Genomic DNA, 19,014 nt, shown 5'->3' on the forward strand with positions numbered 1-19,014 from the left:
GCCAGCCGCAAGATCGTGCAGGATGGGCCCATGCGACCTGACCTGTGCCTGGAGAACGCGGGCCGCCGCTATGGCCTGCGCGGCCCCTGGGTGTTGCGTGGTGTCGACCTGACGGTGCCCCCGGGCCGGCTCGTCCGCGTCGAGGGCGCCAACGGCACCGGCAAGTCCACCCTGCTGCGGCTGCTCGCCGGCATCGACGCCCCGAGCGAAGGCAGGATCACCGGCCGGCCGCGCACGGCGTACGTCCCCGAGCGGTTCCCGCCGGCCCTGCCCTTCACCGCCGTCGGTTACCTCACCCGTCTCGCCGCCGTGCACGGCCTGCCCCGCACGGCCGCCGCCCGTACCGCCGGCGAGTGGCTGGAGCGCCTTGGGGCCGCCGCCTACGCCGATACGCCGATGGCGCGGCTGTCGAAGGGCAGCAGCCAGAAGGTCGCGGTCGCCCAGGCCCTGCTGGCCGAGCCGGAGTTGCTGGTGCTCGACGAGGCGTGGACCGGCCTGGACACCGATGCCCGGGCCGAGTTGGAGCGGGCGGTCGCCGAGCGCATGGGGGCCGGTGGCTCCGTGGTGTTCGTCGACCACGACCCGCGCCGCCTCGCGGGCCTGCCGGACGCGACCTACGCCGTGCGCGACGGGAGCCTTGCCCCGTGCGAGGCTGCGGGACCGTTTCCGTCCGGACCGCAGGTGACGGTCGAGGTGCAGGGCCCGCCGGACGGGCGGCTTTCCGACGACGTGCGGCGGACCGTCACCTCCGCCGAGGAGACAGGGCCGGGCTGCCACCGCCTGACCGTCCCCGCCCCGCAGTCCGACGTCCTGCTCCGCGCCCTGCTCACGGCCCGCCCGCCCTGGCACGTGGTGAGCGTGGCTCCGCCGACGGCCGCCCCCGGGAGCGGCCGATGACCGCCCTCCTGCGCTACCACGCCGCCCTGCTGCTGCGCTCGCAGCGCTGGCTGCCGCCGTTCCTGCTGTACGCCGCGTTCCTCGCCGTCAGCGTCCAGGCCGGCCAGCCGGTGCTCGACTCGCTGGGCTACTCCGCCGCCGCACTGCTGCCCGTCGCGGCCTGGCTGGCGCGGATCTGCGTCACGGGCGAGCCGGAGGCCGCTCGCGGCTGCGTGGCGGCGGCCGTCGGGCCCGGGCGGGCTCATGTGGCCTCCCTGCTGGTGGCGCTGGCCGGCGCGGCGGCGCTCGGCTCGGTCACGACCCTTCTCGTGACGCTGCTCAGCGATCCGGTCGCCTCGGACCACCGCACCCGGGTGCCACTCGCCCCCGCCTGCGGTGCCGGGCTGCTGGCCGCCCTGGCCTGCGCCCTGCTCGGCACGGCCGTCGGCGCGCTCACGAGCCGTCCGCTGCTGCGCTCGCGTGGCCGTGCCGTCCTGGCCCTGCTGCTCGCGGCGCTGCTGTCCCTGGTCGCCACCGGCTCCCCGGCCCAAGCCGCGGTGCAGGGCCTGGTCACCGGCTCCCGGTCGGGCACGGTCCCGCTCCCGCTGCTGCCCCTGGCAGCGGCAGCCCTGGTCACGGCCGCGGCACTGGCCCTGGCCGGTGCGCTCGCCTCCCGCAGATCACCCTGAGCAGGCCGTGCGCTGGGCCTCCTGCCACTCGCAGACCGGGCAGAGGGTGATGCCCTTGTACGACTCCGGGTACTCCGTGGGCTTCCGGCACAGGACGCACTCGGCGTACGGCGGGCCCTCCGCCCGGGGTGGCCTGGCCGGGGCGATCAGGCAGTAGTCGTCCTCGCTCATACGTCCAGCGTAGGGCGGTCAGGGGCGGCTGCCCACGGTCGCGAGCAGGTCGGAGACCTTCACGAACCGGAAGCCCCTGCGGCGCAGCTCCGGCACGATCGTCCGCACGGCCCGTTCGGTCGCCGGGGCGGCGCTGCGGGTGCAGTGCAGGACGACCACCGAGCCGGGCCGCACCCCGTCCAGCACCTGCCGGGCGACCACGTCCGGGTCCGTTTCGAACGCGTCACCGCCGACCACGTCCCACTGCACGGCGGTCACCCCGGTCGGGGCCAGGGCCTTCAGGGCCCGGCGGTCGTAACAGCCGCCGGGGAAGCGGAAGTACGGCAGCGGATCCCGTACGCCGGCCTTCCGGAGCGCGGCGTACGCCCGCTCCACGTCCGACCGTCTCCGCTCCTCGGGCACGGTCGGCAGGCCGTAGCAGTCCGGTGTGTAGGCGTAGTGGCTGTAGGAGTGGTTGGCGACCTCGAAGAGCGGGTCCCGGCCGATGGAGCGGGCCTGGTCCGGGTACTCCAGGGCCCACCGCCCGGTCATGAACACGGTGGCCCGCACCTTCAGCGCGCGCAGCGTCGAGATCAGCCGCGGATGGTCGAACCGCTCGCCCGCCGCCGCCCGCGCCCCCTGCCCGGCGGTCATGTCGGCGTCGAAGGTCAGCGCGACGGTCCGCCCGCGGGTGCGGGGACCGTGCTCGAAGACGGGGGTGAGACCGGCCGGACCGGGGGCGAGGGTCGGGGGCCTCGGCGGTGGTGCGGGCACCGGTGGTGGGTCCGCCTGCGGGGGGTGGGTGGTGCCGCAGGCGGTGAGGGCTGCGCTCAGGGCGCATGCGGCGGTGACACGGCGGAGAAGGGTGATCACCGTATGAAGATATGAGCGGAATCGTTCCCTTATGCGTGACAGTCAGGGGTGTCACCCGGCCGTCAGATGTCCCGCTGCTCCAGCGGCTTGGTCGCCGGGCCCTGGATCACCTTGCCGTCGGTGTCGAAGCGGGAGCCGTGGCAGGGGCACTCCCAGGCACGCTCGGCGCCGTTGAAGGCGACCAGACAGCCCAGGTGGGTGCAGCGGGCGGAGACGGCGTGCAGGCTGCCGTCGTCGTCCCGGTAGACCGCGAGGCGGTGGCCGTCGGCGCGGACCACGGCGCCCTCGCCGGGCGGCAGTGCCTCCACGGGCGGCACGGGCCGCAGCCGGTCCCCCACGAAGTGCCCGGCGACCTTGGCCTGCGTCTTGAGGAACGACGGCGCCTCACGCACGGCGGGCCTCAGTCGGCGTGGGTCGTACAGCCCGGCCCACTCGCACTCCTCGCCCGTGATCCGCGCGGTGAGGAGGCGGCCCGCCATCATGCCGCCGCTCATGCCCCAGCCGCCGAAGCCGGTGGCCACGTACGCGTGCCGGGCGCCCGGGTGCAGCGGGCCGACCATCGGCACGGTGTCGGTGGGGTCGATGTCCTGAGTGGCCCAGCGGTGGGTGACGTCCAGGTCCGGGAAGTGGTCCCTGGCCCAGGCGGTGAGGTGTTCGAAGCGGGCCCGCGGGTCGCCGGTGCCCGGTGTGAAGTGCTCGCCGGTGACCACGAGCAGCCGCCCACCGCCCTCGTGCGGTGCCGTGCGCACCGAGCGGATGCCCTCGTCGGGAGTGATGAACATGCCGTCCGGGTCCCGGTCCGCGGGGATCGTCCCGGCCACGACCAGCTCGCGGCGCGGCGACAGCCGGGCGAACAGCAGCGCCCGGTCGAAGATCGGGTAGTGCGTCGCGACGACGACGTCCCGGGCCCTGACCGTCGCCCCGGTCGTGGTCGACAGCCGGCACGGCTCGCCCTCGTCCAGGCCGAGGACGGCGGTGTCCTCGTAGAGGTGCCCGCCGCGTTCGGCCAGGTCGGAGGCGAGGGCCAGCAGGTACTTGCGGGGGTGGAACTGGGCCTGCCCGGTGACCCGGACCGCGCCCGCCACCGGGAAGGGCAGCCCGGTCTCCGTCACGAACGAGGCGGGCAGCCCGGCCTCGGCGGCCGCCCGTGCCTCGGCGCGCAGTTCGTCCACCCGGCCCGCGTCGCACGCGTAGGTGTAGGCGCTCCGGCTCTCCCACTCGCAGTCGATGCCGAGTTCCTCCACGATCCCGGCCGCGCGCTCGATCGCCTCGGACTGGGAGCGGGCGTACAGCCGCGCGCCTTCGGGGCCGCGGGTGCGCCGTAGTTTGTCGTAGACCAGCGTGTGCAGGGCGGTGACCTTGGCGGTGGTGTGCCCGGTGACGCCGGCCGCGACCCGCCCGGCCTCCAGCACCGCCACGCTCCTTCCGGCCCGCGTCAGCTCCCATGCCGTGCACAGCCCGGCGATCCCGGCGCCGATCACCGCCACGTCGACGTCCACGTCCTCGGCCAGGGCCGGGTGGCGTCCGTCCGGGGCCGTCTGAAGCCAGTACGAGCCGCTGACCTGCTCCTTCTCGCTCATGGGTCGCCGAGTACCCCCGAGGGCCCGCTTCAGCGGGCGGGCGTGTCGCTTTACAGGAGGGGCCGGCGGAGCTAACGTACAACCAAATGGTTGTAGATGAGTTGGGCGACGAGACGGTGGACCGGCTGTTCCACGCCCTGGCCGACACCACGCGCCGGGACATACTGCGCCGCTGCCTGCGCGGCGAGCTGTCGGTGTCGCGGCTGGCCGAGTCCTACCCGATGAGCTTCGCGGCCGTGCAGAAGCACGTCGCCGTGCTGGAGCGCGCGGGTCTCGTCACCAAGCAGCGCAGCGGACGGGAGCAGCTCGTGTGCACGGACCCCGAAGCGGTGGGCCGCGCACGGCAGGCCCTCGACGAGCTCGAGTCGGCATGGCGCGGGCGCGTGGACCGGATGGCCCGGCTGCTCGCCGAGGACCCCGGAACCGAAGAGAACGACGCTACGGAAGGACCCGAGAGATGAGTGTCACCAGTGTCGACAAGGACCTCGACCAGCTCACCCTCACCCTGGTCGCCGACTTCGCCGCCCCCGTCGAGCGGGTGTGGCGGCTGTGGGCCGACCCCCGGCAGCTGGAGCGCTGGTGGGGGCCGCCGACCTACCCGGCGACCGTCGAGCAGCACGATCTGACCCCCGGCGGGGAGGTCACGTACTTCATGACCGGCCCGGAGGGCGACCGGCACCGCGGCTGGTGGCGGATCACGTCCGTCACCGCGCCGACGGCCCTGGAGTTCACCGACGGCTTCGCCGACGACGACGGAAAGCCCAAGGACGACATGCCGACCATCTCCGTGCGGGTCACCCTCGCCGAGCGCGGCGGCGGCACCCGGATGGAGATGCGCTCCCTCTTCGACTCCCGTGAGCAGATGGAGCAGCTGGTCACCATGGGCATGGAGGAAGGACTGAAGGAGGCCGTCGGCCAGATCGACGTCCTGCTGGCCGCCTGACACGCTGCCGGATCAGGACCGCCGCAGCAGCTTCCGGAGCTCCGCCACGTCGAAGTCCGCCTCCGGATACCGCGGATCCAGCTCCTCCAGATGTTCCAGGAGCAGGGTGCTGACCGCCCAGTTGCGGTACCACTTGCGGTCGGCCGGTACCAGGTACCAGGGCGCGTACGAGGTACCGCAGCGCTCCATGGCGATCTCGTAGGCATCCTGGTACGCGGGCCACAGGGCGCGGTCGTGGATGTCGGAGGCGGCGAACTTCCAGCGCTTCTCCGGCTCGTCGAGACGCTTGAGCAGCCGGCGGCGCTGCTCCTCGTAGGAGAGGTGCAGGAAGCACTTGATCAGAGTCGTGCCGGTGTCGGCGAGGGACTTCTCGAAGCGGTTGATCTGCTCGTAGCGCCGGTTGATCTCGGGGGCGGACGCCAGGTCCCGGACGCGGGCGATCAGGACGTCCTCGTAGTGACTGCGGTCGAAGATGCCCAGTTCGCCGGGGAGCGGGAGAGCCTTCTCCACGCGCCACAGGAAGGGGTGGGAGCGCTCCTCGGCCGTGGGTGCCTTGAACGGCGTGATGCGGCAGCCGGACGGGTTGAGCAGCCCGATCACATGCTTGACCGTGCCGCCCTTGCCGCTGGTGTCCATGCCCTGGAGGACCAGCAGGACGCGGCGCCGGTCGCCCGCGGTGCTCGCCGCCCACAGCCGCTCCTGGAGGACGGTGAGGCGCTCACCGATCCGGGCCGTGGCGGCCTTGCCCGCCGCCTTGCCGTCCGGGCCGCCGGGGGTGGCGGCGGCGTCGTGACGGGACAGGTCGAGCGGCTCGCCGCCGGGGACGCGCAGCCGCTCCCGCAGCGAGGCTCCGCTGCCCGGCTTCTCGCCCTTCCTCGCCCTGTCCATCTGCCAGTCCTTCTCCCTGTCCTTTTTCGCCACCGGGCCCCCTTCGGCTTTCGGTCCTGTGTCCCGATCGTCCGCCCGGGCGCCGGGTTCCGCACCCGGCGCCCGGGTCGGCAGCGCGGCCGCGGCTACCGGCGCCAGGGGCCCGTCACCGCGAACGTGGTGCCGGGGGTGTAGCAGTTGACGTACATCGTGTCGCCGTCGGGGGAGAAGGTCACGCCGGCGAACTCACCCCACTCGGGCTCCTCGGGGGTTCCGATGTTCTGCCTGCCGCGGGCCATCGCGTACACCTCGCCGCGCCGGGTCACGCCGTAGACGTGCTGGGCGCCGTTGCCGTCCTCGCAGACCATGAGGCCGCCGCTGGGGGCCAGGCAGATGTTGTCCGGCGACTCTCCCGGCAGCTGGATGTCGGTGTCCGGGCCGAAGACGATCACCAGGGTCAGCCGGCGGCGCTCGGGGTCGTAGCGCCAGATCTGCCCGTAGTGGTCGGCCGTCGAACCGTCCGAGCGGCGGGCGAAGGACGACACGAAGTACACCGAACGGCCGCCCCAGTAGCAGCCCTCCAGCTTCTGCGCGTGCGTGATGCCCCCGCGGCCGAAGTCCTGGAACCGGATCGCGGTCTGCCCGGCCAGCGGGTCCGGTACGTCCACCCACTCGATGCCGTCGAACTCGGCGCCGATGTCCTGGATCGTGGACAGGTCGGGCACGCCGGGCACCCGCATGGCCTGGAGCCGGCCGCCCGCGCGCAGCGAACCCCGGCCGCCCAGCGGCTTCTCCGGCAGAAAGCGGTAGAAGAGGCCGAAGGGCTTCTCGAAGGCGTCCTCGGTCTCGTAGACCACACCCCGCCGGGGGTCGACGGCGATCGCCTCGTGCTGGAAGCGGCCCATCGCGGTCAGCGGTACGGCTCCGGTGCGGCGCGGGTCGACCGGGTCGACCTCGAAGATGAAGCCGTGGTCCTTGGTGTAGCCGTTGGTACCGGCCTTGTCCTCGGTCTCCTCGCAGGTCAGCCAGGTGCCCCAGGGGGTGGGGCCGCCCGCGCAGTTCACGGCGGTGCCGGCGATCGCGACGCGCTCCGACAGGACGTGGTTGCGGGAGTCCAGCGTCAGGGCCGTACAGCCGCCCTTGCCCGCCGGGTCGTAGGTGAGGCCCTGGACCGTGGGGACCGGGAGCTTGCCGTCGGCGCGGTTCTCGTGATTGCGGACCAGATGGACCCGGCCGCCCTTGCCGGCGAAGGCCGACATGCCGTCGTGGTTGGAGGGGACCTTGCCCTCACCCGAACGGAGCCGGTCTCCCTCGCGGGAGAGGACCCGGTAGCGGAAGCCTTCCGGGAGGTCGAGCAGGCCTTTCGGATCGGGGACGAGCGGGCCGTAGCCGTGATGGCCGAGGCCCTGTGCGGCGGCGGTGCCGGTGAAGAGTTCGGACAGGGCACCGGAGAATCCGATCCCGATGCCCAGGGCACCCGTTCCGGCGAGCACCTGACGACGCGTGGTGGTGAAACGACCGGTATTGGTCATGGCGGAACCTTCCTGCTGGCGGACAGGAACTGTGATCCCGCTGTGTCTATCACCTGGTGCGGACGGCGTGAACCACGCGCGTAGCGCGGGTCACTGCTCCACCGCCCGTCGCAGCTCTTCCATGGCCTGTTCTGTCTTGTCGAGAGGGTGTTCCGCCGCGTCGAGGGAGGCCTGTGTCTGGTCGAGGGAAGCTTGTGTCTGTTCGGGTGCCTCTGCCTCTGCCTCTGCCGTTGCCTCCGCCTGGGGCTGGGTCTGCCGGCCCTCTTCGTGGCCTCGTTCCAGGAACCGCAGCAGTTCCACCGGGATGGGAAGCACCAGCGTGGAGTTCTTCTCCGCCGCCACGGCCATCACGGTCTGGAGCAGCCGGAGCTGGAGCGCGGACGGCGTGTCGGCCATCTGGTGCGCGGCCTGGGCCAGCTTCTTCGAGGCCTGGTACTCGGCGTCCGCGTTGATCAGACGGGCCCGCCGCTCCCGGTCGGCCTCGGCCTGGCGGGCCATGGAGCGCTTCATCGTGTCCGGCAGGGACACGTCCTTGATCTCCACCCGGTCGATGGTCACGCCCCACTCCACGGCCGGGCTGTCGATCATCAGCTCCAGACCCTGGTTGAGCTTCTCCCGGTTGGACAGCAGGTCGTCCAGCTCGCTCTTGCCGATGATCGAGCGCAGGGAGGTCTGTGCCATCTGGGAGACGGCGAAGCGGTAGTCCTCGACGTTGACGATCGCGGCCGCCGGGTCCACGACCTTGAAGTACACCACCGCGTCGACCCGCACGGTGACGTTGTCCCGGGAGATGCCCTCCTGGGCGGGGATGGGCATCGTCACGATCTGCAGATTGACCTTCCGCATCCGGTCCACCGCGGGAATGATCATGGTGAACCCGGGCCGCCGCACGTCCCCGTGCACGCGCCCGAGCCGGAAGACGAGCCCGCGCTCGTACTGCTTGACGATCCGCGCCGCCGCGGCCAGATACACGAGGCCACCGGCGCAGACCGCCGCCACCGCCCCCATCAGCTCTTCGACCATGCCGACCTCCCCGTCCAGAGGTCCGATTTCGTATGCTTCTGTAACGATATGCCGGGACCGGGGTTCGGGGCCATGCCCACTGGCCCACGACGGACATACGAAGGCCCGGGACGCGCGTGGGGGCGCGTCCCGGGCCGGGGGATTCGGTGTCGCGGTGGGCCGCTAGGCCACCGTCACCTTCTCTCCCTCTTTCGACTGCTCGGACTCCAGCTCGGGTTCCGTGACCTTCACCGGCTCCGTGCCCGTCGCGCTGTGGCGCTCGGCCCAGTTCTCCAGGGCAGTGCGGCAGGCGTGGTCGAGGTGGTGCAGACCCGAGAGGTCCAGCTCGACCGGGCGGTCCTGCGGCAGGCTCTCCAGGTTGTCCAGGATCTTCGGCAGCCGCAGGAACGTCGCGTTGCCCGACAGGTACGCCTGGATGGGACCCGCGCCCTTGTCGATGACCTCGAGCTTGATGTGCGAGGCCTCCCAGGCGGTCTTGACGACCGACAGGGCCAGACCGATCAGGACACCCTCGAACATGTTCACGGCGACGATCGACACGGCGGTGACGGCCAGGATGACCGCCTCACCCCGGTGCTCACGCCACAGCGGCACGATCTTGCGGAACGGGATGAGCTTGAAGCCCGCGTGGACCAGGATGCCGGCGAGCGCGGGCAGCGGGATCAGGGCCAGCGTGGCCGGCAGGAGCGCCGCGAAGAGGAGCAGCCACACGCCGTGCATCACCCGGGAGGCCTTGGTCTTGGCGCCCGCGCTGACGTTGGCCGAGCTGCGGACGATGACCGCGGTCATCGGCAGCGCGCCGAGCACGCCGCAGAGCGTGTTGCCCGCGCCCTGCGCCATGAGCTCCTTGTCGTACTGGGTGCGCGGTCCGTCGTGCAGCCGGTCCACCGCGGCGGCGCTGAAGAGGCTCTCGGCGGAGGCGATCAGGGTGAAGGCGATGATCGTGCCGATGATGCCGACTCCCACGCTGCCGAAGGCGTCGAGGCCGGGCGGCTGGATGGAGTCCAGCAGCCCCTTCACCTCGACGGTGGCGACCGGCAGGTTGAACGCGGCGGTGGCCACGATCGCCAGGATCACCGCGGCGAGCGCGCCCGGAACGGCCTGCGCCTGCTTCGGGAGCTTCTTCCACAGCACCATCACCGCGATGGTGGCCGCGCCGAGTGCGAGGGAGGTGAGCGCCTTGGTGCTGCCGAGCGCGTCGGCCGCGGCACCGGGCAGGCCCAGGATCTTGTCGATGCCGGAGGCGGGCGCCTTCAGTCCGGCCGTCGCATACAACTGGCCGGCGATGAGCACCAGACCGATTCCGGCCAGCATGCCCTCGACGACCGAGACGGATATCGCGCGGAACCAGCGGCCGAGCTTCAGCGCGCCCATGATGAGCTGGAGCAGACCGGCGGCCAGCACGATCACACCGAGCGCGGGCAGCCCGTAGGTGTCGACCGCCTCGTAGACCAGCACGGTCAGACCGGCGGCCGGTCCGGACACCTGGAGGCTGCTGCCCGGCAGGAATCCGGTGACGAGGCCGCCCACGATGCCGGTGATCAGGCCGAGTTCGGCCGGGACGCCGGAGGCGACGGCCACGCCCACGCACAGCGGGAGCGCGACCAGGAACACGACGAGCGAGGCGGTGAAGTCCTGCCTCAGGTAAGGGAACTTGGTCATGGAGTCCCTCACAGCTTCTCGAAGGAGTCGGTGTCCGCGCGGTGGTCCCGCACGGTCCCGGTGTGCACTTCGTAGAACCAGGCGTGCAGCCGGAGCCGGCCGTCCGTCAGACGGCTCTCCACGCACGGGTAGGAGCGCAGCCGCTCCACCTGGGTCAGGACGTGGTTCTGCACGGCTTCGGTGACCGTCTTGTCGGTCGGGTCCGCGCACTTGGGCTCGTCGCAGGCGTGCGCGAGCCAGTCCCGCACGGCGGGAACGCCGGTGAGGTCGTCGCCCCGCACCACCGCGCCGACGGCGCCGCAGTGCGAGTGGCCGCAGACCACGATCTCCTTGACGCCCAGGACTTCCACGGCGTACTCGATCGTGGCCGCCTCCGAGGTGGGGTGCTCGAAGGTGTAGGGGGGAACTACGTTGCCCGCGGTGCGCAGCTCGAAGAGCTCGCCGGGCCGGGCGCCGGTGATCAGGGCCGGTACGACCCTGGAGTCGGAGCAGGTGATGAACAGGACGTCGGGGGACTGGCCCTCGGCGAGGCGGGCGAACTCCTCAGGGCGCTGTCCGTGCGTGCGGGCGTTGTCGATGAGGGGTTGCATGAGCGTGGTGACTCCTCCTGGCGCGCAATGGGGACGCGTCGGACGGGCATGACAGAGGTGGGGGGCGGAACGACTCTGTTCCTCAGCAGCGGAAGACCTGAAGCGCTGCCGGTGTGTGCGACGTCGAGGATCTCGACGCGCGATGATGTGCGGCGCCGGCTCTGACCTGGTCCGGTGCTGTCGGCTGGATGTGCCGCAGCAGGGGCCGCTCCGGCGCGCAGGGCGCGGAGTCGGCGTGGTGGAACCGGTCGCGGGTCCGCAGGGGACCGGTCGGGTCCCCGTGGTGTCCGGCGCGGCAGGTGGCGATCTCGTCGCGCAGTGCCTTCCCGGAGAACTTGATTCCGGGGCGCGAGGCATGGCCGGAGGGTTGAGTTCCGGGCTGAGCCTTGGCCTCTGCTTTACGGGGTGTGTGCGCGGATGCGAAGGACGCCGTCGGTGCGAAGAACTGAAGGGCGAGCAGGACGGCGGCGAGGATCGAAACCACGGTCCGTGCCGTCGTACCTCGGTACATGCGCCCCCCTTCAGGTGATTCACACGTCTAGCGCTGACCAACACTTGGTCAATGGCTGGTCAAGAAACACGTTAACCCTGCAAAGTCATTTGCAGGGTTAACTTAACGTTTCAAGCTGAAGAGAGCCTGAAAACCGTGGGTGGGTTGGCTTGAACAACCCCTTGGCCTCACGGCAGTTGGTGCGGTATTGGGGTTGTGGTTACCGGGAGTTCGCCAGCTTGCCCGCGTCGCGGGCCAGGGCGGTGAGCCGGGAGATGGCCCGGAAGTACTTCTTGCGGTAGCCGCCGTTCAGCATCTCCTCGCTGAAGAGCTGGTCGAAGGGCAGACCCGAGGCCATCACGGGCACCTCGCGGTCGTACAGCCGGTCCGCCAGGACGACGAGCCTGAGGGCCGTCGACTGGTCGGGAACCGGCCGCACACCGGTGAGGCACACGGCCCCGATTCCGTCGGTCAGAGCGCCGTACCGGCTGGGATGGACCCGGGCGAGGTGCTCCAGGAGGGGCGAGAACGCGTCGAGGGAGGCGCCCTCGGTGGCGTGCGCCGTCCGGGTCACCTCTTCGTCGGAGTACGGCGGCGGCGCCTCGGGCAGACCGCGGTGGCGGTAGTCCTCGCCGTCGATGCGCAGGGCGCGGAAGTGGGCCGACAGGCCCTGGATCTCCCGCAGGAAGTCGGCCGAGGCGAACCGGCCCTCACCGAGCTTGCCGGGCAGCGTGTTGGAGGTGGCGGCGAGCGCCACGCCCGCGTCGACGAGCTTGCCGAGCAGGGTGGAGACCAGCACGGTGTCACCCGGGTCGTCCAGCTCGAACTCGTCGATGCACAGCAGGCGGTGGCCGGACAGGGTCTGGACGGTCTTCTGGAACCCGAGGGCGCCGACCAGGTTGGTCAGCTCCACGAAGGTGCCGAACGCCTTGAGCTCGGGCTCGGCCGGGGTGGCGTGCCACAGGGAGGCCAGCAGGTGGGTCTTGCCCACGCCGTAGCCACCGTCGAGGTAGACACCGCGCGGGCCGGCCGGGGCCTTCTTCGGCGCCTTGCCGAAACCGAACAGCCGCCGCTTGCCGGAACCGCCCGCTTCCTGTCCGAGGCCTGCCGCGAAGCCCTCCAGGACCTGGACGGCCTCGGTCTGGCTTGGCTGGTTCGGGTCAGGGATGTACGTGCTGAAGCGCACCGAGTCGAACCGCGGCGGCGGCACCATCTCGGCGACCAGCCGATCCGCGGGGACATGCGGCTCACGGGCGCACAGGGACAGCGGAGCCGCGTCGGCTATCGGGCCGGTACCGGAGGGAGCGGGGGAGGAGGACACGGTTCACCATGCTACGGCGCGTGGAACACTGCACGGCATGCGACGTCTGTTCCCTGTGACCGATGAAACAGCAGCTCCGGCCCCCGGTGGCGGGTCCGGTGAGGAGGGGGCCGGGCGGGAGTGGGGCCTGGCCGAGCTGGCGGCCGCCTACGCCTATCCCGAGCCGGGAGCCGGAGGGCCGCTGCCCTGGCTGCGCGCCAACATGGTGTCCACGCTGGACGGCGCCGCCCAGCACGACGGCCGTTCGCAGCCCATCTCCAGCGCGACCGACATGCGGATCTTCGGCACGCTGCGGGCGCTGGCGGACGTGGTCGTGGTGGGTGCGGAAACGGTGCGCCAGGAGGGCTACCGGCCGGCCCGCGCGCGTGCCGAGTTCGCGGCGGCGCGGGAGGCGGCCGGGCAGGCCCCAGCCCCCGCGATCGCGGTGGTCACCGCCAGCCTCGACCTGGACTTCTCGCTCCCGCTGTTCACCTCGCCCCTGGTGCCCACTCTGGTCCTCACGGGAGCCGCGGCCGCCCCGGACCGCGTCGCCACCGCCGAGAAGGCGGGCGCGCGGGTGGTGACCGCCGGGGACGGCATCGGCGTGGACCCCGCCCGTGCCGTCCAGGCCCTCGCCGGTCTCGGCCACACCCGGTTGCTGACCGAGGGCGGCCCGCGGCTGCTGGGGCAGCTGGTGGCGGCCGGTGTGCTCGACGAGCTCTGTCTGACCGTCTCCCCGATGCTCACGTCCGGCGACGCGCAGCGCATCGCCGGCGGGCCCGCCGTCACGGTCCCGCGGCGCTTCTCGCTGCTGTCGATGCTGGAGGAGGACGGCTTCCTGTTCACGAGGTACGGGCGGTCCTGACGTACTGAACCGCCCGGCACGGGGTAGCGGCACGGGGTACAGACGCCGGCGATCAGGGAGCCGGACCGGTCGGTACGTTCGGAATATGCCGTTCTGTTTGGATTCCGGAGGGCACACTGGATGCGGCGGTTCCCGTGCGAACACGGGGCAGGATGGTTTCCGCAAGGTTCAGAAGGGGCGCCTGGTGTTCACAAGCGTATTGATGATCGAGAAGGCCCTGACGTCCGCTGACGTGGAGTTCGTCACGACCTTGCACGGGGAGGAGGGCGTCTCCTTCCAGGTGCTGCTCCAGCCGCGCGGCGAGCAGGCGGACCGGCTGCTGCGGGCCATCGACGACGTCGCACTCGGCGAACTCGACGACGCCGTCCGCGAGGGCGAGACGCCGGAGGGCGCGGAGGCGCTGAGCGTCGGGCAGCGGGCGCTGGAGGTGTCCCTCGCGGCGCTGCGGACGTCCGGGAGCGAGGCGGAGGGGCGGCTGATCGAGGATCATCCGCTGGACGCGCTGAAGTCCCTGGTGGAGGAGGTCGGCGCGGACGAGGTCATCGTGCTGACCGATCCCCACTATGTGGAGGAGTTCTTCCACCGGGACTGGGCGTCGCGGGCGCGGCACAAGGTGGGGGTGCCGGTGCTGAAGCTGTTCTCGCACAGTGATGCGTAGGGCGGCTTTCTGACGCCTGTCGGGTGCGGGTGGTGTGGGGTTGCTCGCGCAGTTCCCCGCGCCCCTGATGGGCGTGGCAGCCCTGGGCACGCAATAGGCTGGGGCCGCTAGCCCTCGTCACTCGAACTTGGAGACACGCATGGCACCCGGCCTTCCCACCGCCATGGACCGACCGCACTTCATCGGGATCGGTGGGGCCGGGATGTCGGGTATCGCGAAGATCCTCGCCCAGCGCGGGGCCGTCGTGGCGGGCAGTGACGCGAAGGAGTCGGCGACGGCCGAGGCGCTGCGGGCGCTGGGTGTCACGGTGCACATCGGGCATGCCGCGGAGCACCTGGCCGACGACGCGAGCTGTGTGGTCGTGTCGTCGGCGATCCGGCAGGACAACCCGGAGCTGGCCCGCGCGGCCGCGCTCGGCATTCCCGTCGTGCACCGCTCCGACGCGCTCGCCGCCCTGATGGAGGGCCTGCGGCCGATCGCGGTCGCCGGTACGCACGGCAAGACGACCACGACCTCGATGCTCGCGGTGTCGCTGAGCGAGCTGGGCCTGACGCCGTCGTACGCGATCGGCGGGGACCTGGACGCGCCCGGCTCCAACGCGCTGCACGGCGACGGCGAGATCTTCGTCGCCGAGGCGGACGAGTCGGACCGCAGCTTCCACAAGTACGCGCCCGAGGTCGCGATCGTCCTCAACGTCGAGCTGGACCACCACGCCAACTACGCCTCGATGGACGAGATCTACGCGTCGTTCGAGACGTTCGTGGACCGGATCACCGAGGGCGGCACGCTGGTGGTCGCGGCCGACCAGGAGGGCTCCCGGGAGCTGACCCGGCGGGTCGCGGGGCGTGGCGTGCGGGTGGTGACGTACGGCGAGTCCGAGGACGCCGGAGTGCGCATCCTGTCGGTCGTGCCGCAGGGCCTCAAGAGCGAGGTCACCGTGGTGCTTCAGGGGCAGGAGCTGACCTTCACGGTCTCCGTCCCCGGCCGGCACTACGCGCACAACGCGGTGGCCGCGCTGGCGGCGGGCGTGGCGCTCGGCGTCCCCGCCGAGGAGCTGGCCCGGGCGCTGGGCGCGTACACGGGCGTGAAGCGGCGGCTCCAGCTCAAGGGCGAGGCCGCGGGCGTGCAGGTCATCGACTCCTACGCGCACCACCCCACCGAGATGACCGCCGACCTGGAGGCCATGCGCGCGGCGGCGGGCGACTCCCGGATCCTGGTCGTCTTCCAGCCGCACCTCTTCTCGCGCACGCAGGAGCTGGGCAAGGAGATGGGCCAGTCCCTGGCCCTCGCGGACGCCTCGGTCGTGCTGGACATCTACCCGGCCCGCGAGGACCCGATCCCCGGCGTGACCAGCGAGCTGATCATCGAGGCGGCCCGGGCGGCGGGCGCGGACGTGACGCCGGTGCACGACAAGGCGGACGTCCCCTCGGTGGTCGCGGGAATGGCGAAGCCGGGTGATCTCGTTCTCACCATGGGAGCGGGCGACGTCACCGACCTCGGCCCGCGCATCCTGGACCGTCTGTCGAACTGAGGGGCTGGAGGCTCATGCCGTACGACGTCGAGAAGCCGGACGAGCAGTGGCGCGCGGAGCTGAGCCCTGGCGAGTACGCGGTACTGCGCCAGGCGGCCACGGAGCCCGCCTTCACCGGTGAGTACACCGACACCAAGACCCAGGGGGTCTACTCCTGCCGTGCCTGCGGTGCGGAGCTGTTCACCTCGGACACGAAGTTCGAGTCCCACTGCGGCTGGCCGTCCTTCTTCGACCCGAGGGACACCGACGCGGTGGAACTGATCGAGGACCGGACGCACGGCATGGTGCGTACCGAGGTGCGCTGTGCGCGCTGCGGCTCACACCTCGGGCACGTGTTCGAGGGTGAGGGGTACCCCACGCCCACGGACCAGCGGTACTGCATCAACAGCATCGCGCTGCGCCTGACCGCCGCCGAGGACTGAGACAGCCCTCAGCGGATCCGGCACTCCTTCTGGGTGAGCCGCTTCGTGATCCCCGCGGTGCGGCTGCACACCACCCGTGTCTCGGAGGTGCCGTCACCGGCGCGGCGGACCTCCTTGAGGACGATGCTGTGGCCGGTGCGGTCGCCGTACAGCGGGGCACCGGTGAAGTCGATGGTGCCGGTGGCCATTCCCTCGATCTTGACGTTGCGCAGGTTCACCCAGGTCGAGGCGCGGCTCTGGGGCCGGTCGTCCCGGGTGGCCGCCCAGTACAGGGCGCGGGTCGCGTCGTGTGCCAGGGCGGTCTGGCCGCTGGCCAGGGCGGGGCTGTCGTAGCGCAGGTTCCCGCCCCGCAGTCCCGGCAGGTGTGCGGCCGCGTCCAGGTAGAAGGTGGTCGTGGTGGCGGCCGTCCGCAGTTCGGCCAGGGCCGAGTGGTAGAGCGTGACCTTCGGCGCGACGGACTGTCCGCCGGCGGTGAAGTCGGCCTTGGACAGGTCGTCGCCGGTGAGGATGGCCAGCGGTGTCCCGGCGCAGCCGGGCTCGGTGCCGAGCTGGGTCATCAGGGGGTCGATGTCCTCCACCCGGCCGGCGAAGTAGATCACCGAGGGGACCCGGCCGCCCCGGCAGATCTCCTGGGCGTGCGAGCGGAGTTCCGGCTTGCCGCCGCTGAGCGTGTAGCGGCGCTGGTCGAGCGGCGTGAAGCCCTGCCGGCCCAGCATGTCCTGGCCGTAGCGGGCCTGTTCGTCGGTGTACAGGTCGTCGGTCTTCGCCGTGTCGCGGGCGAGGACGAGGGAGTACTGCCGCCGCTCCGGTGTGCGCAACTGGGCCGCGATCAGCCCGAGTTGCTCGGTCTGCCACTGGTCCGTGGCGGCCAGGCTGAACCAGTTGGCGAACTCGCGGGGCAGATAGGTGGCGGAGTTCGTGCCGGAGACGACCGGCAGCCCGGCCTCCATCAGCGTGCGGGTCGTCGCCCTGCTCGACTTCAGGTCGCGGCCGGTGCCGACGACCCCCACCACGGTCGGGTCCTGGGCGGCGTACGCGGCGATCTCCTCGGCCATCTCCTCCTGGTGACCCAGGTCCACGCCGCCGTTGGCGAGCAGGACCCGCAGCTTCACACTGGAGTTCTTGTTGGTGACGGCCTGTGCCAGATACACGCCCGCCAGTTCCTCGGCGCCCTTCACGAGCGAGGAGCCGTCCGAGGAATCGGCGCTCAGCGGCCCGGCGTAGACGACGGTGACGTATTTGCCGGAGTGGTGGGCGAGGACGTTCGCGTTCTGGCCGGCGATGCGGTCCTCCAGTTCGCCCACCGTCCAGGGCGTCGCGTCGCCTGCCGTCAGGGCCTTGGGCTCGTCGCCGGCGACGGGTGCGGGCAGCCAGTCGGCGAAGCGGACGCCGTCCGTCGCTATGCCGATGCATTCCGTGCCGCCGCCGGGTGTCTCCTCGCGCCGGGTGTCCCGGTTGGCGGTCAGCACGGACGCCGAGCAGTACCGGTCGTGCAGGGCGTCGGCCCGCATGACGGTCCCGGCGGTCAGCAGGGCGACCACCAGGACCAGGGTGTGCAGGGACCACACCAGCCGGGCGGGCGTGGCACGGGTCGAGGCCCGCAGATGGCGGGTGCGTTCCTCGACGGGACCGAGCTGGTCGTGCGGCAGCGGGACCTTCATCACCCAGGGCAGGACGGACCGCTCCCGGCTGGGCGACTGCTCGGCGCGCAGGTTGTGCGCCCACTCCCGGTGCCAGGTGCGCAGCCGCTCACCGAACCTGGGCGGTACGGCGGCCGGGGCGGGCGCCGCCGGAACCGTGCCGCGCTCCAGGCGTGGCACGTCCTGCGTGCGCACCGCGGCGACCACCACCAAGGGGTCGAGCTCACTGCGGCGGCTTCGGACGTCGCTGATGGCCCGGATCAGTTCGATGCCGCCGTTGCTGGCGTCCGCGTGGGGCAGGAACAGCATCGGCGGGCGCGGCCGTTTGAAGCCGCGCAGGTCCCAGCTCCAGCGGCGGTGGTTGTCGCGCAGGTCCTCCCGCAGAGCCAGCACGCAGAGCTGGAGGTGGAAGTCGCCGCCGGCGGTGAGTGCCTCCGCCACGTCGTACGCACGGGCCGCGATCGCCTTCCAGGACCGCACCGGCCGCAGCAGTGAGACCTCGGTGGGATCCTCGTGGTCCGCCGCCCTGAGGAAGGTCGTGGTCATGAACCAGCGGCTCTCCCGGCGCAGCCACAGGAAGATCGGCGCCCGCCCCGGCAGGGCGTAGTTGAGGACGGTCAGCAGCAGCAGGAAGACGAGACCGGCGCCCACCGCCACGTACCACTCGCTGCGGGCCATGAGCGCGGCGAGCACGGTCACGAGGCTCGCCGGGAGGATGTGCGCCATGTCGAACTGCGGCAGCCCCGAGCGCCAGCGCGCGGTGTTCCTCGGCCGCCAGCGCTGCTGGGCCAGTTGGTTCAGCAGTCGTTGCCGCTGGTCCTGACCGGCCTCGGGGCTGCCCGGCTCGGGCGCCGGCCAGGTGTCGCCGAGGGCCGCGACCGCGTCGTCGATGGCGTGCACCAGCCGCAGCCGCGGGAAGGCGTAGCGCCGGTAGACCGCCTTCGGGCCGCCCCACTTCCTCGGATTGCTCAGTGCCCGCACCATGGCCGCGGCCTTGCGCACCTCCGTGGGGCCCTCGTAGGTGTCCTGCGCCACCGCGCAGCGCGTGCCGTGTGCCTCCTGGCCCGTGTAGAGCTGCCGGACCAGCCCGGTCACCGCGTCGTCGTCCGCGCTCTCCTGGGCGTGCACGACGAACACCGGCATCGGTGGCTCGGCGCTCGTGCGGAAGTCCTGGATGAGGATCTCGAGCTGATCCTGGAGGTGGAGCCCGGCGCCACGCTCCGGCATACCGTCATGTCCCCCGGGGCAGTCCGGCGGCGTGCGATCAGCGTTCACCATGGGCAATCCCCCGTTCGCCTTCGGTGACTTACGAGGCTAGCCGGT

At 71.8% G+C, this 19,014-nt stretch carries 19 protein-coding genes; 8 read left to right on the forward strand and 11 right to left on the reverse strand.

Going from position 1 to position 19,014, the window contains the following annotated elements; all coding sequences use genetic code 11:
• Nucleotides 1-30: 30 nt before the first annotated feature.
• Both ACIBK5_RS21420 and ACIBK5_RS21425 read left to right on the forward strand, forming a co-directional pair.
• Nucleotides 31-897, forward strand: a complete 867-nt coding sequence (locus ACIBK5_RS21420) for an ATP-binding cassette domain-containing protein (RefSeq protein WP_399021464.1) — start codon at nucleotides 31-33, stop codon at nucleotides 895-897.
• Nucleotides 894-1,565 (forward strand): ABC transporter, encoded by a 672-nt coding sequence (locus ACIBK5_RS21425; RefSeq protein ID WP_399021465.1) that lies wholly within the window; start codon nucleotides 894-896, stop codon nucleotides 1,563-1,565. The genes ACIBK5_RS21420 and ACIBK5_RS21425 overlap by 4 nt, the downstream gene beginning before the upstream one ends.
• Here ACIBK5_RS21425 and ACIBK5_RS21430 read toward each other — a convergent pair.
• The 3 genes from ACIBK5_RS21430 to ACIBK5_RS21440 all read right to left on the reverse strand — a co-directional run bounded on the left by ACIBK5_RS21430 (nucleotide 1,557) and on the right by ACIBK5_RS21440 (nucleotide 4,168).
• The gene (locus ACIBK5_RS21430) at nucleotides 1,557-1,736 is read right to left on the reverse strand and encodes a hypothetical protein (RefSeq protein ID WP_399021466.1); all 180 of its coding nucleotides are present in this window, start codon (nucleotides 1,734-1,736) and stop codon (nucleotides 1,557-1,559) included. The genes ACIBK5_RS21425 and ACIBK5_RS21430 overlap by 9 nt on opposite strands.
• 18 nt (nucleotides 1,737-1,754) lie before the next feature.
• Complete coding sequence (locus tag ACIBK5_RS21435; protein WP_399021467.1) at nucleotides 1,755-2,588, reverse strand: polysaccharide deacetylase family protein; 834 nt, start codon at nucleotides 2,586-2,588, stop codon at nucleotides 1,755-1,757.
• Nucleotides 2,589-2,650: 62 nt separating this feature from the next.
• Nucleotides 2,651-4,168, reverse strand: a complete 1,518-nt coding sequence (locus tag ACIBK5_RS21440; protein ID WP_399021468.1) for an FAD-dependent oxidoreductase — start codon at nucleotides 4,166-4,168, stop codon at nucleotides 2,651-2,653.
• Nucleotides 4,169-4,254: 86 nt separating this feature from the next.
• Between ACIBK5_RS21440 and ACIBK5_RS21445 the strand changes: the two genes are divergently transcribed.
• Together ACIBK5_RS21445 and ACIBK5_RS21450 are read left to right on the forward strand one after the other, a co-directional pair.
• On the forward strand, nucleotides 4,255-4,629 hold the full coding sequence (locus tag ACIBK5_RS21445; protein WP_399021469.1) for an ArsR/SmtB family transcription factor: 375 nt from the start codon (nucleotides 4,255-4,257) through the stop codon (nucleotides 4,627-4,629).
• A complete protein-coding gene (locus ACIBK5_RS21450; RefSeq protein WP_399021470.1) occupies nucleotides 4,626-5,111 on the forward strand; it encodes an SRPBCC domain-containing protein in 486 nt (161 codons plus the stop codon). The genes ACIBK5_RS21445 and ACIBK5_RS21450 overlap by 4 nt, the downstream gene beginning before the upstream one ends.
• Before the next feature lie 12 nt (nucleotides 5,112-5,123).
• Here ACIBK5_RS21450 and ACIBK5_RS21455 read toward each other — a convergent pair whose 3' ends face one another.
• The 7 genes from ACIBK5_RS21455 to zapE all read right to left on the reverse strand — a co-directional run bounded on the left by ACIBK5_RS21455 (nucleotide 5,124) and on the right by zapE (nucleotide 12,596).
• Nucleotides 5,124-5,999, reverse strand: a complete 876-nt coding sequence (locus ACIBK5_RS21455; protein WP_399021742.1) for a PPK2 family polyphosphate kinase — start codon at nucleotides 5,997-5,999, stop codon at nucleotides 5,124-5,126.
• A 125-nt stretch (nucleotides 6,000-6,124) separates the two neighbouring features.
• Nucleotides 6,125-7,510, reverse strand: coding sequence for a PhoX family protein (locus ACIBK5_RS21460; protein WP_399021471.1), 1,386 nt, complete (start codon nucleotides 7,508-7,510; stop codon nucleotides 6,125-6,127).
• A 90-nt stretch (nucleotides 7,511-7,600) separates the two neighbouring features.
• Nucleotides 7,601-8,533: a slipin family protein gene (locus ACIBK5_RS21465; RefSeq protein ID WP_399021472.1), complete on the reverse strand. Its 933-nt coding sequence runs from the start codon at nucleotides 8,531-8,533 to the stop codon at nucleotides 7,601-7,603.
• A 162-nt stretch (nucleotides 8,534-8,695) separates the two neighbouring features.
• The gene (locus tag ACIBK5_RS21470) at nucleotides 8,696-10,195 is read right to left on the reverse strand and encodes a SulP family inorganic anion transporter (RefSeq protein ID WP_399021473.1); all 1,500 of its coding nucleotides are present in this window, start codon (nucleotides 10,193-10,195) and stop codon (nucleotides 8,696-8,698) included.
• A gap of 8 nt (nucleotides 10,196-10,203) precedes the next feature.
• Nucleotides 10,204-10,785 carry a carbonic anhydrase gene (locus ACIBK5_RS21475; protein WP_399021474.1) on the reverse strand — a complete coding sequence of 194 codons (582 nt, stop codon included), beginning with the start codon at nucleotides 10,783-10,785 and terminating at the stop codon, nucleotides 10,204-10,206.
• Nucleotides 10,786-10,867: 82 nt separating this feature from the next.
• The gene (locus ACIBK5_RS21480; protein WP_399021475.1) at nucleotides 10,868-11,296 is read right to left on the reverse strand and encodes a hypothetical protein; all 429 of its coding nucleotides are present in this window, start codon (nucleotides 11,294-11,296) and stop codon (nucleotides 10,868-10,870) included.
• 199 nt (nucleotides 11,297-11,495) lie between these two features.
• Nucleotides 11,496-12,596: a cell division protein ZapE gene (gene zapE / locus ACIBK5_RS21485; RefSeq protein WP_399021476.1), complete on the reverse strand. Its 1,101-nt coding sequence runs from the start codon at nucleotides 12,594-12,596 to the stop codon at nucleotides 11,496-11,498.
• A 37-nt stretch (nucleotides 12,597-12,633) separates the two neighbouring features.
• On the opposite strand from zapE, the gene ACIBK5_RS21490 reads away from it, so the two are divergent.
• The 4 genes from ACIBK5_RS21490 (at nucleotide 12,634) to msrB (ending at nucleotide 16,051) form a co-directional block, all read left to right on the forward strand.
• Nucleotides 12,634-13,440 carry a pyrimidine reductase family protein gene (locus ACIBK5_RS21490; RefSeq protein WP_399021477.1) on the forward strand — a complete coding sequence of 269 codons (807 nt, stop codon included), beginning with the start codon at nucleotides 12,634-12,636 and terminating at the stop codon, nucleotides 13,438-13,440.
• A gap of 184 nt (nucleotides 13,441-13,624) precedes the next feature.
• Nucleotides 13,625-14,098 carry an indole-3-glycerol phosphate synthase gene (locus ACIBK5_RS21495; RefSeq protein ID WP_399021478.1) on the forward strand — a complete coding sequence of 158 codons (474 nt, stop codon included), beginning with the start codon at nucleotides 13,625-13,627 and terminating at the stop codon, nucleotides 14,096-14,098.
• A gap of 139 nt (nucleotides 14,099-14,237) precedes the next feature.
• Nucleotides 14,238-15,629 carry a UDP-N-acetylmuramate--L-alanine ligase gene (gene murC / locus ACIBK5_RS21500; RefSeq protein WP_399021479.1) on the forward strand — a complete coding sequence of 464 codons (1,392 nt, stop codon included), beginning with the start codon at nucleotides 14,238-14,240 and terminating at the stop codon, nucleotides 15,627-15,629.
• 14 nt (nucleotides 15,630-15,643) lie between these two features.
• Nucleotides 15,644-16,051 carry a peptide-methionine (R)-S-oxide reductase MsrB gene (gene msrB / locus ACIBK5_RS21505; protein ID WP_399021480.1) on the forward strand — a complete coding sequence of 136 codons (408 nt, stop codon included), beginning with the start codon at nucleotides 15,644-15,646 and terminating at the stop codon, nucleotides 16,049-16,051.
• 8 nt (nucleotides 16,052-16,059) lie between these two features.
• On the opposite strand, the gene ACIBK5_RS21510 is transcribed toward msrB, so the two are convergent.
• Nucleotides 16,060-18,918: an ABC transporter substrate-binding protein gene (locus ACIBK5_RS21510; protein ID WP_399021481.1), complete on the reverse strand. Its 2,859-nt coding sequence runs from the start codon at nucleotides 18,916-18,918 to the stop codon at nucleotides 16,060-16,062.
• Nucleotides 18,919-19,014: the final 96 nt, after the last annotated feature.

The sequence above is a fragment of the Streptomyces sp. NPDC050546 genome (genome assembly GCF_044457425.1).
Taxonomy (GTDB): Bacteria; Actinomycetota; Actinomycetes; order Streptomycetales; family Streptomycetaceae; genus Streptomyces.

Coding starts and splice junctions, on each gene's coding strand:
- ACIBK5_RS21420 (WP_399021464.1), top strand. CDS start 31: ATGCGACCTGACCTGTGCCTGGAGAACGCGGGCCGCCGCTATGGCCTG.
- ACIBK5_RS21425 (WP_399021465.1), top strand. CDS start 894: ATGACCGCCCTCCTGCGCTACCACGCCGCCCTGCTGCTGCGCTCGCAG.
- ACIBK5_RS21430 (WP_399021466.1), bottom strand. CDS start 1,736: ATGAGCGAGGACGACTACTGCCTGATCGCCCCGGCCAGGCCACCCCGG.
- ACIBK5_RS21440 (WP_399021468.1), bottom strand. CDS start 4,168: ATGAGCGAGAAGGAGCAGGTCAGCGGCTCGTACTGGCTTCAGACGGCC.
- ACIBK5_RS21445 (WP_399021469.1), top strand. CDS start 4,255: ATGGTTGTAGATGAGTTGGGCGACGAGACGGTGGACCGGCTGTTCCAC.
- ACIBK5_RS21450 (WP_399021470.1), top strand. CDS start 4,626: ATGAGTGTCACCAGTGTCGACAAGGACCTCGACCAGCTCACCCTCACC.
- ACIBK5_RS21455 (WP_399021742.1), bottom strand. CDS start 5,999: ATGGACAGGGCGAGGAAGGGCGAGAAGCCGGGCAGCGGAGCCTCGCTG.
- ACIBK5_RS21460 (WP_399021471.1), bottom strand. CDS start 7,510: ATGACCAATACCGGTCGTTTCACCACCACGCGTCGTCAGGTGCTCGCC.
- ACIBK5_RS21465 (WP_399021472.1), bottom strand. CDS start 8,533: ATGGTCGAAGAGCTGATGGGGGCGGTGGCGGCGGTCTGCGCCGGTGGC.
- ACIBK5_RS21470 (WP_399021473.1), bottom strand. CDS start 10,195: ATGACCAAGTTCCCTTACCTGAGGCAGGACTTCACCGCCTCGCTCGTC.
- ACIBK5_RS21475 (WP_399021474.1), bottom strand. CDS start 10,785: ATGCAACCCCTCATCGACAACGCCCGCACGCACGGACAGCGCCCTGAG.
- ACIBK5_RS21480 (WP_399021475.1), bottom strand. CDS start 11,296: ATGTACCGAGGTACGACGGCACGGACCGTGGTTTCGATCCTCGCCGCC.
- ACIBK5_RS21490 (WP_399021477.1), top strand. CDS start 12,634: ATGCGACGTCTGTTCCCTGTGACCGATGAAACAGCAGCTCCGGCCCCC.
- murC (WP_399021479.1), top strand. CDS start 14,238: ATGGCACCCGGCCTTCCCACCGCCATGGACCGACCGCACTTCATCGGG.
- msrB (WP_399021480.1), top strand. CDS start 15,644: ATGCCGTACGACGTCGAGAAGCCGGACGAGCAGTGGCGCGCGGAGCTG.
- ACIBK5_RS21510 (WP_399021481.1), bottom strand. CDS start 18,918: ATGCCGGAGCGTGGCGCCGGGCTCCACCTCCAGGATCAGCTCGAGATC.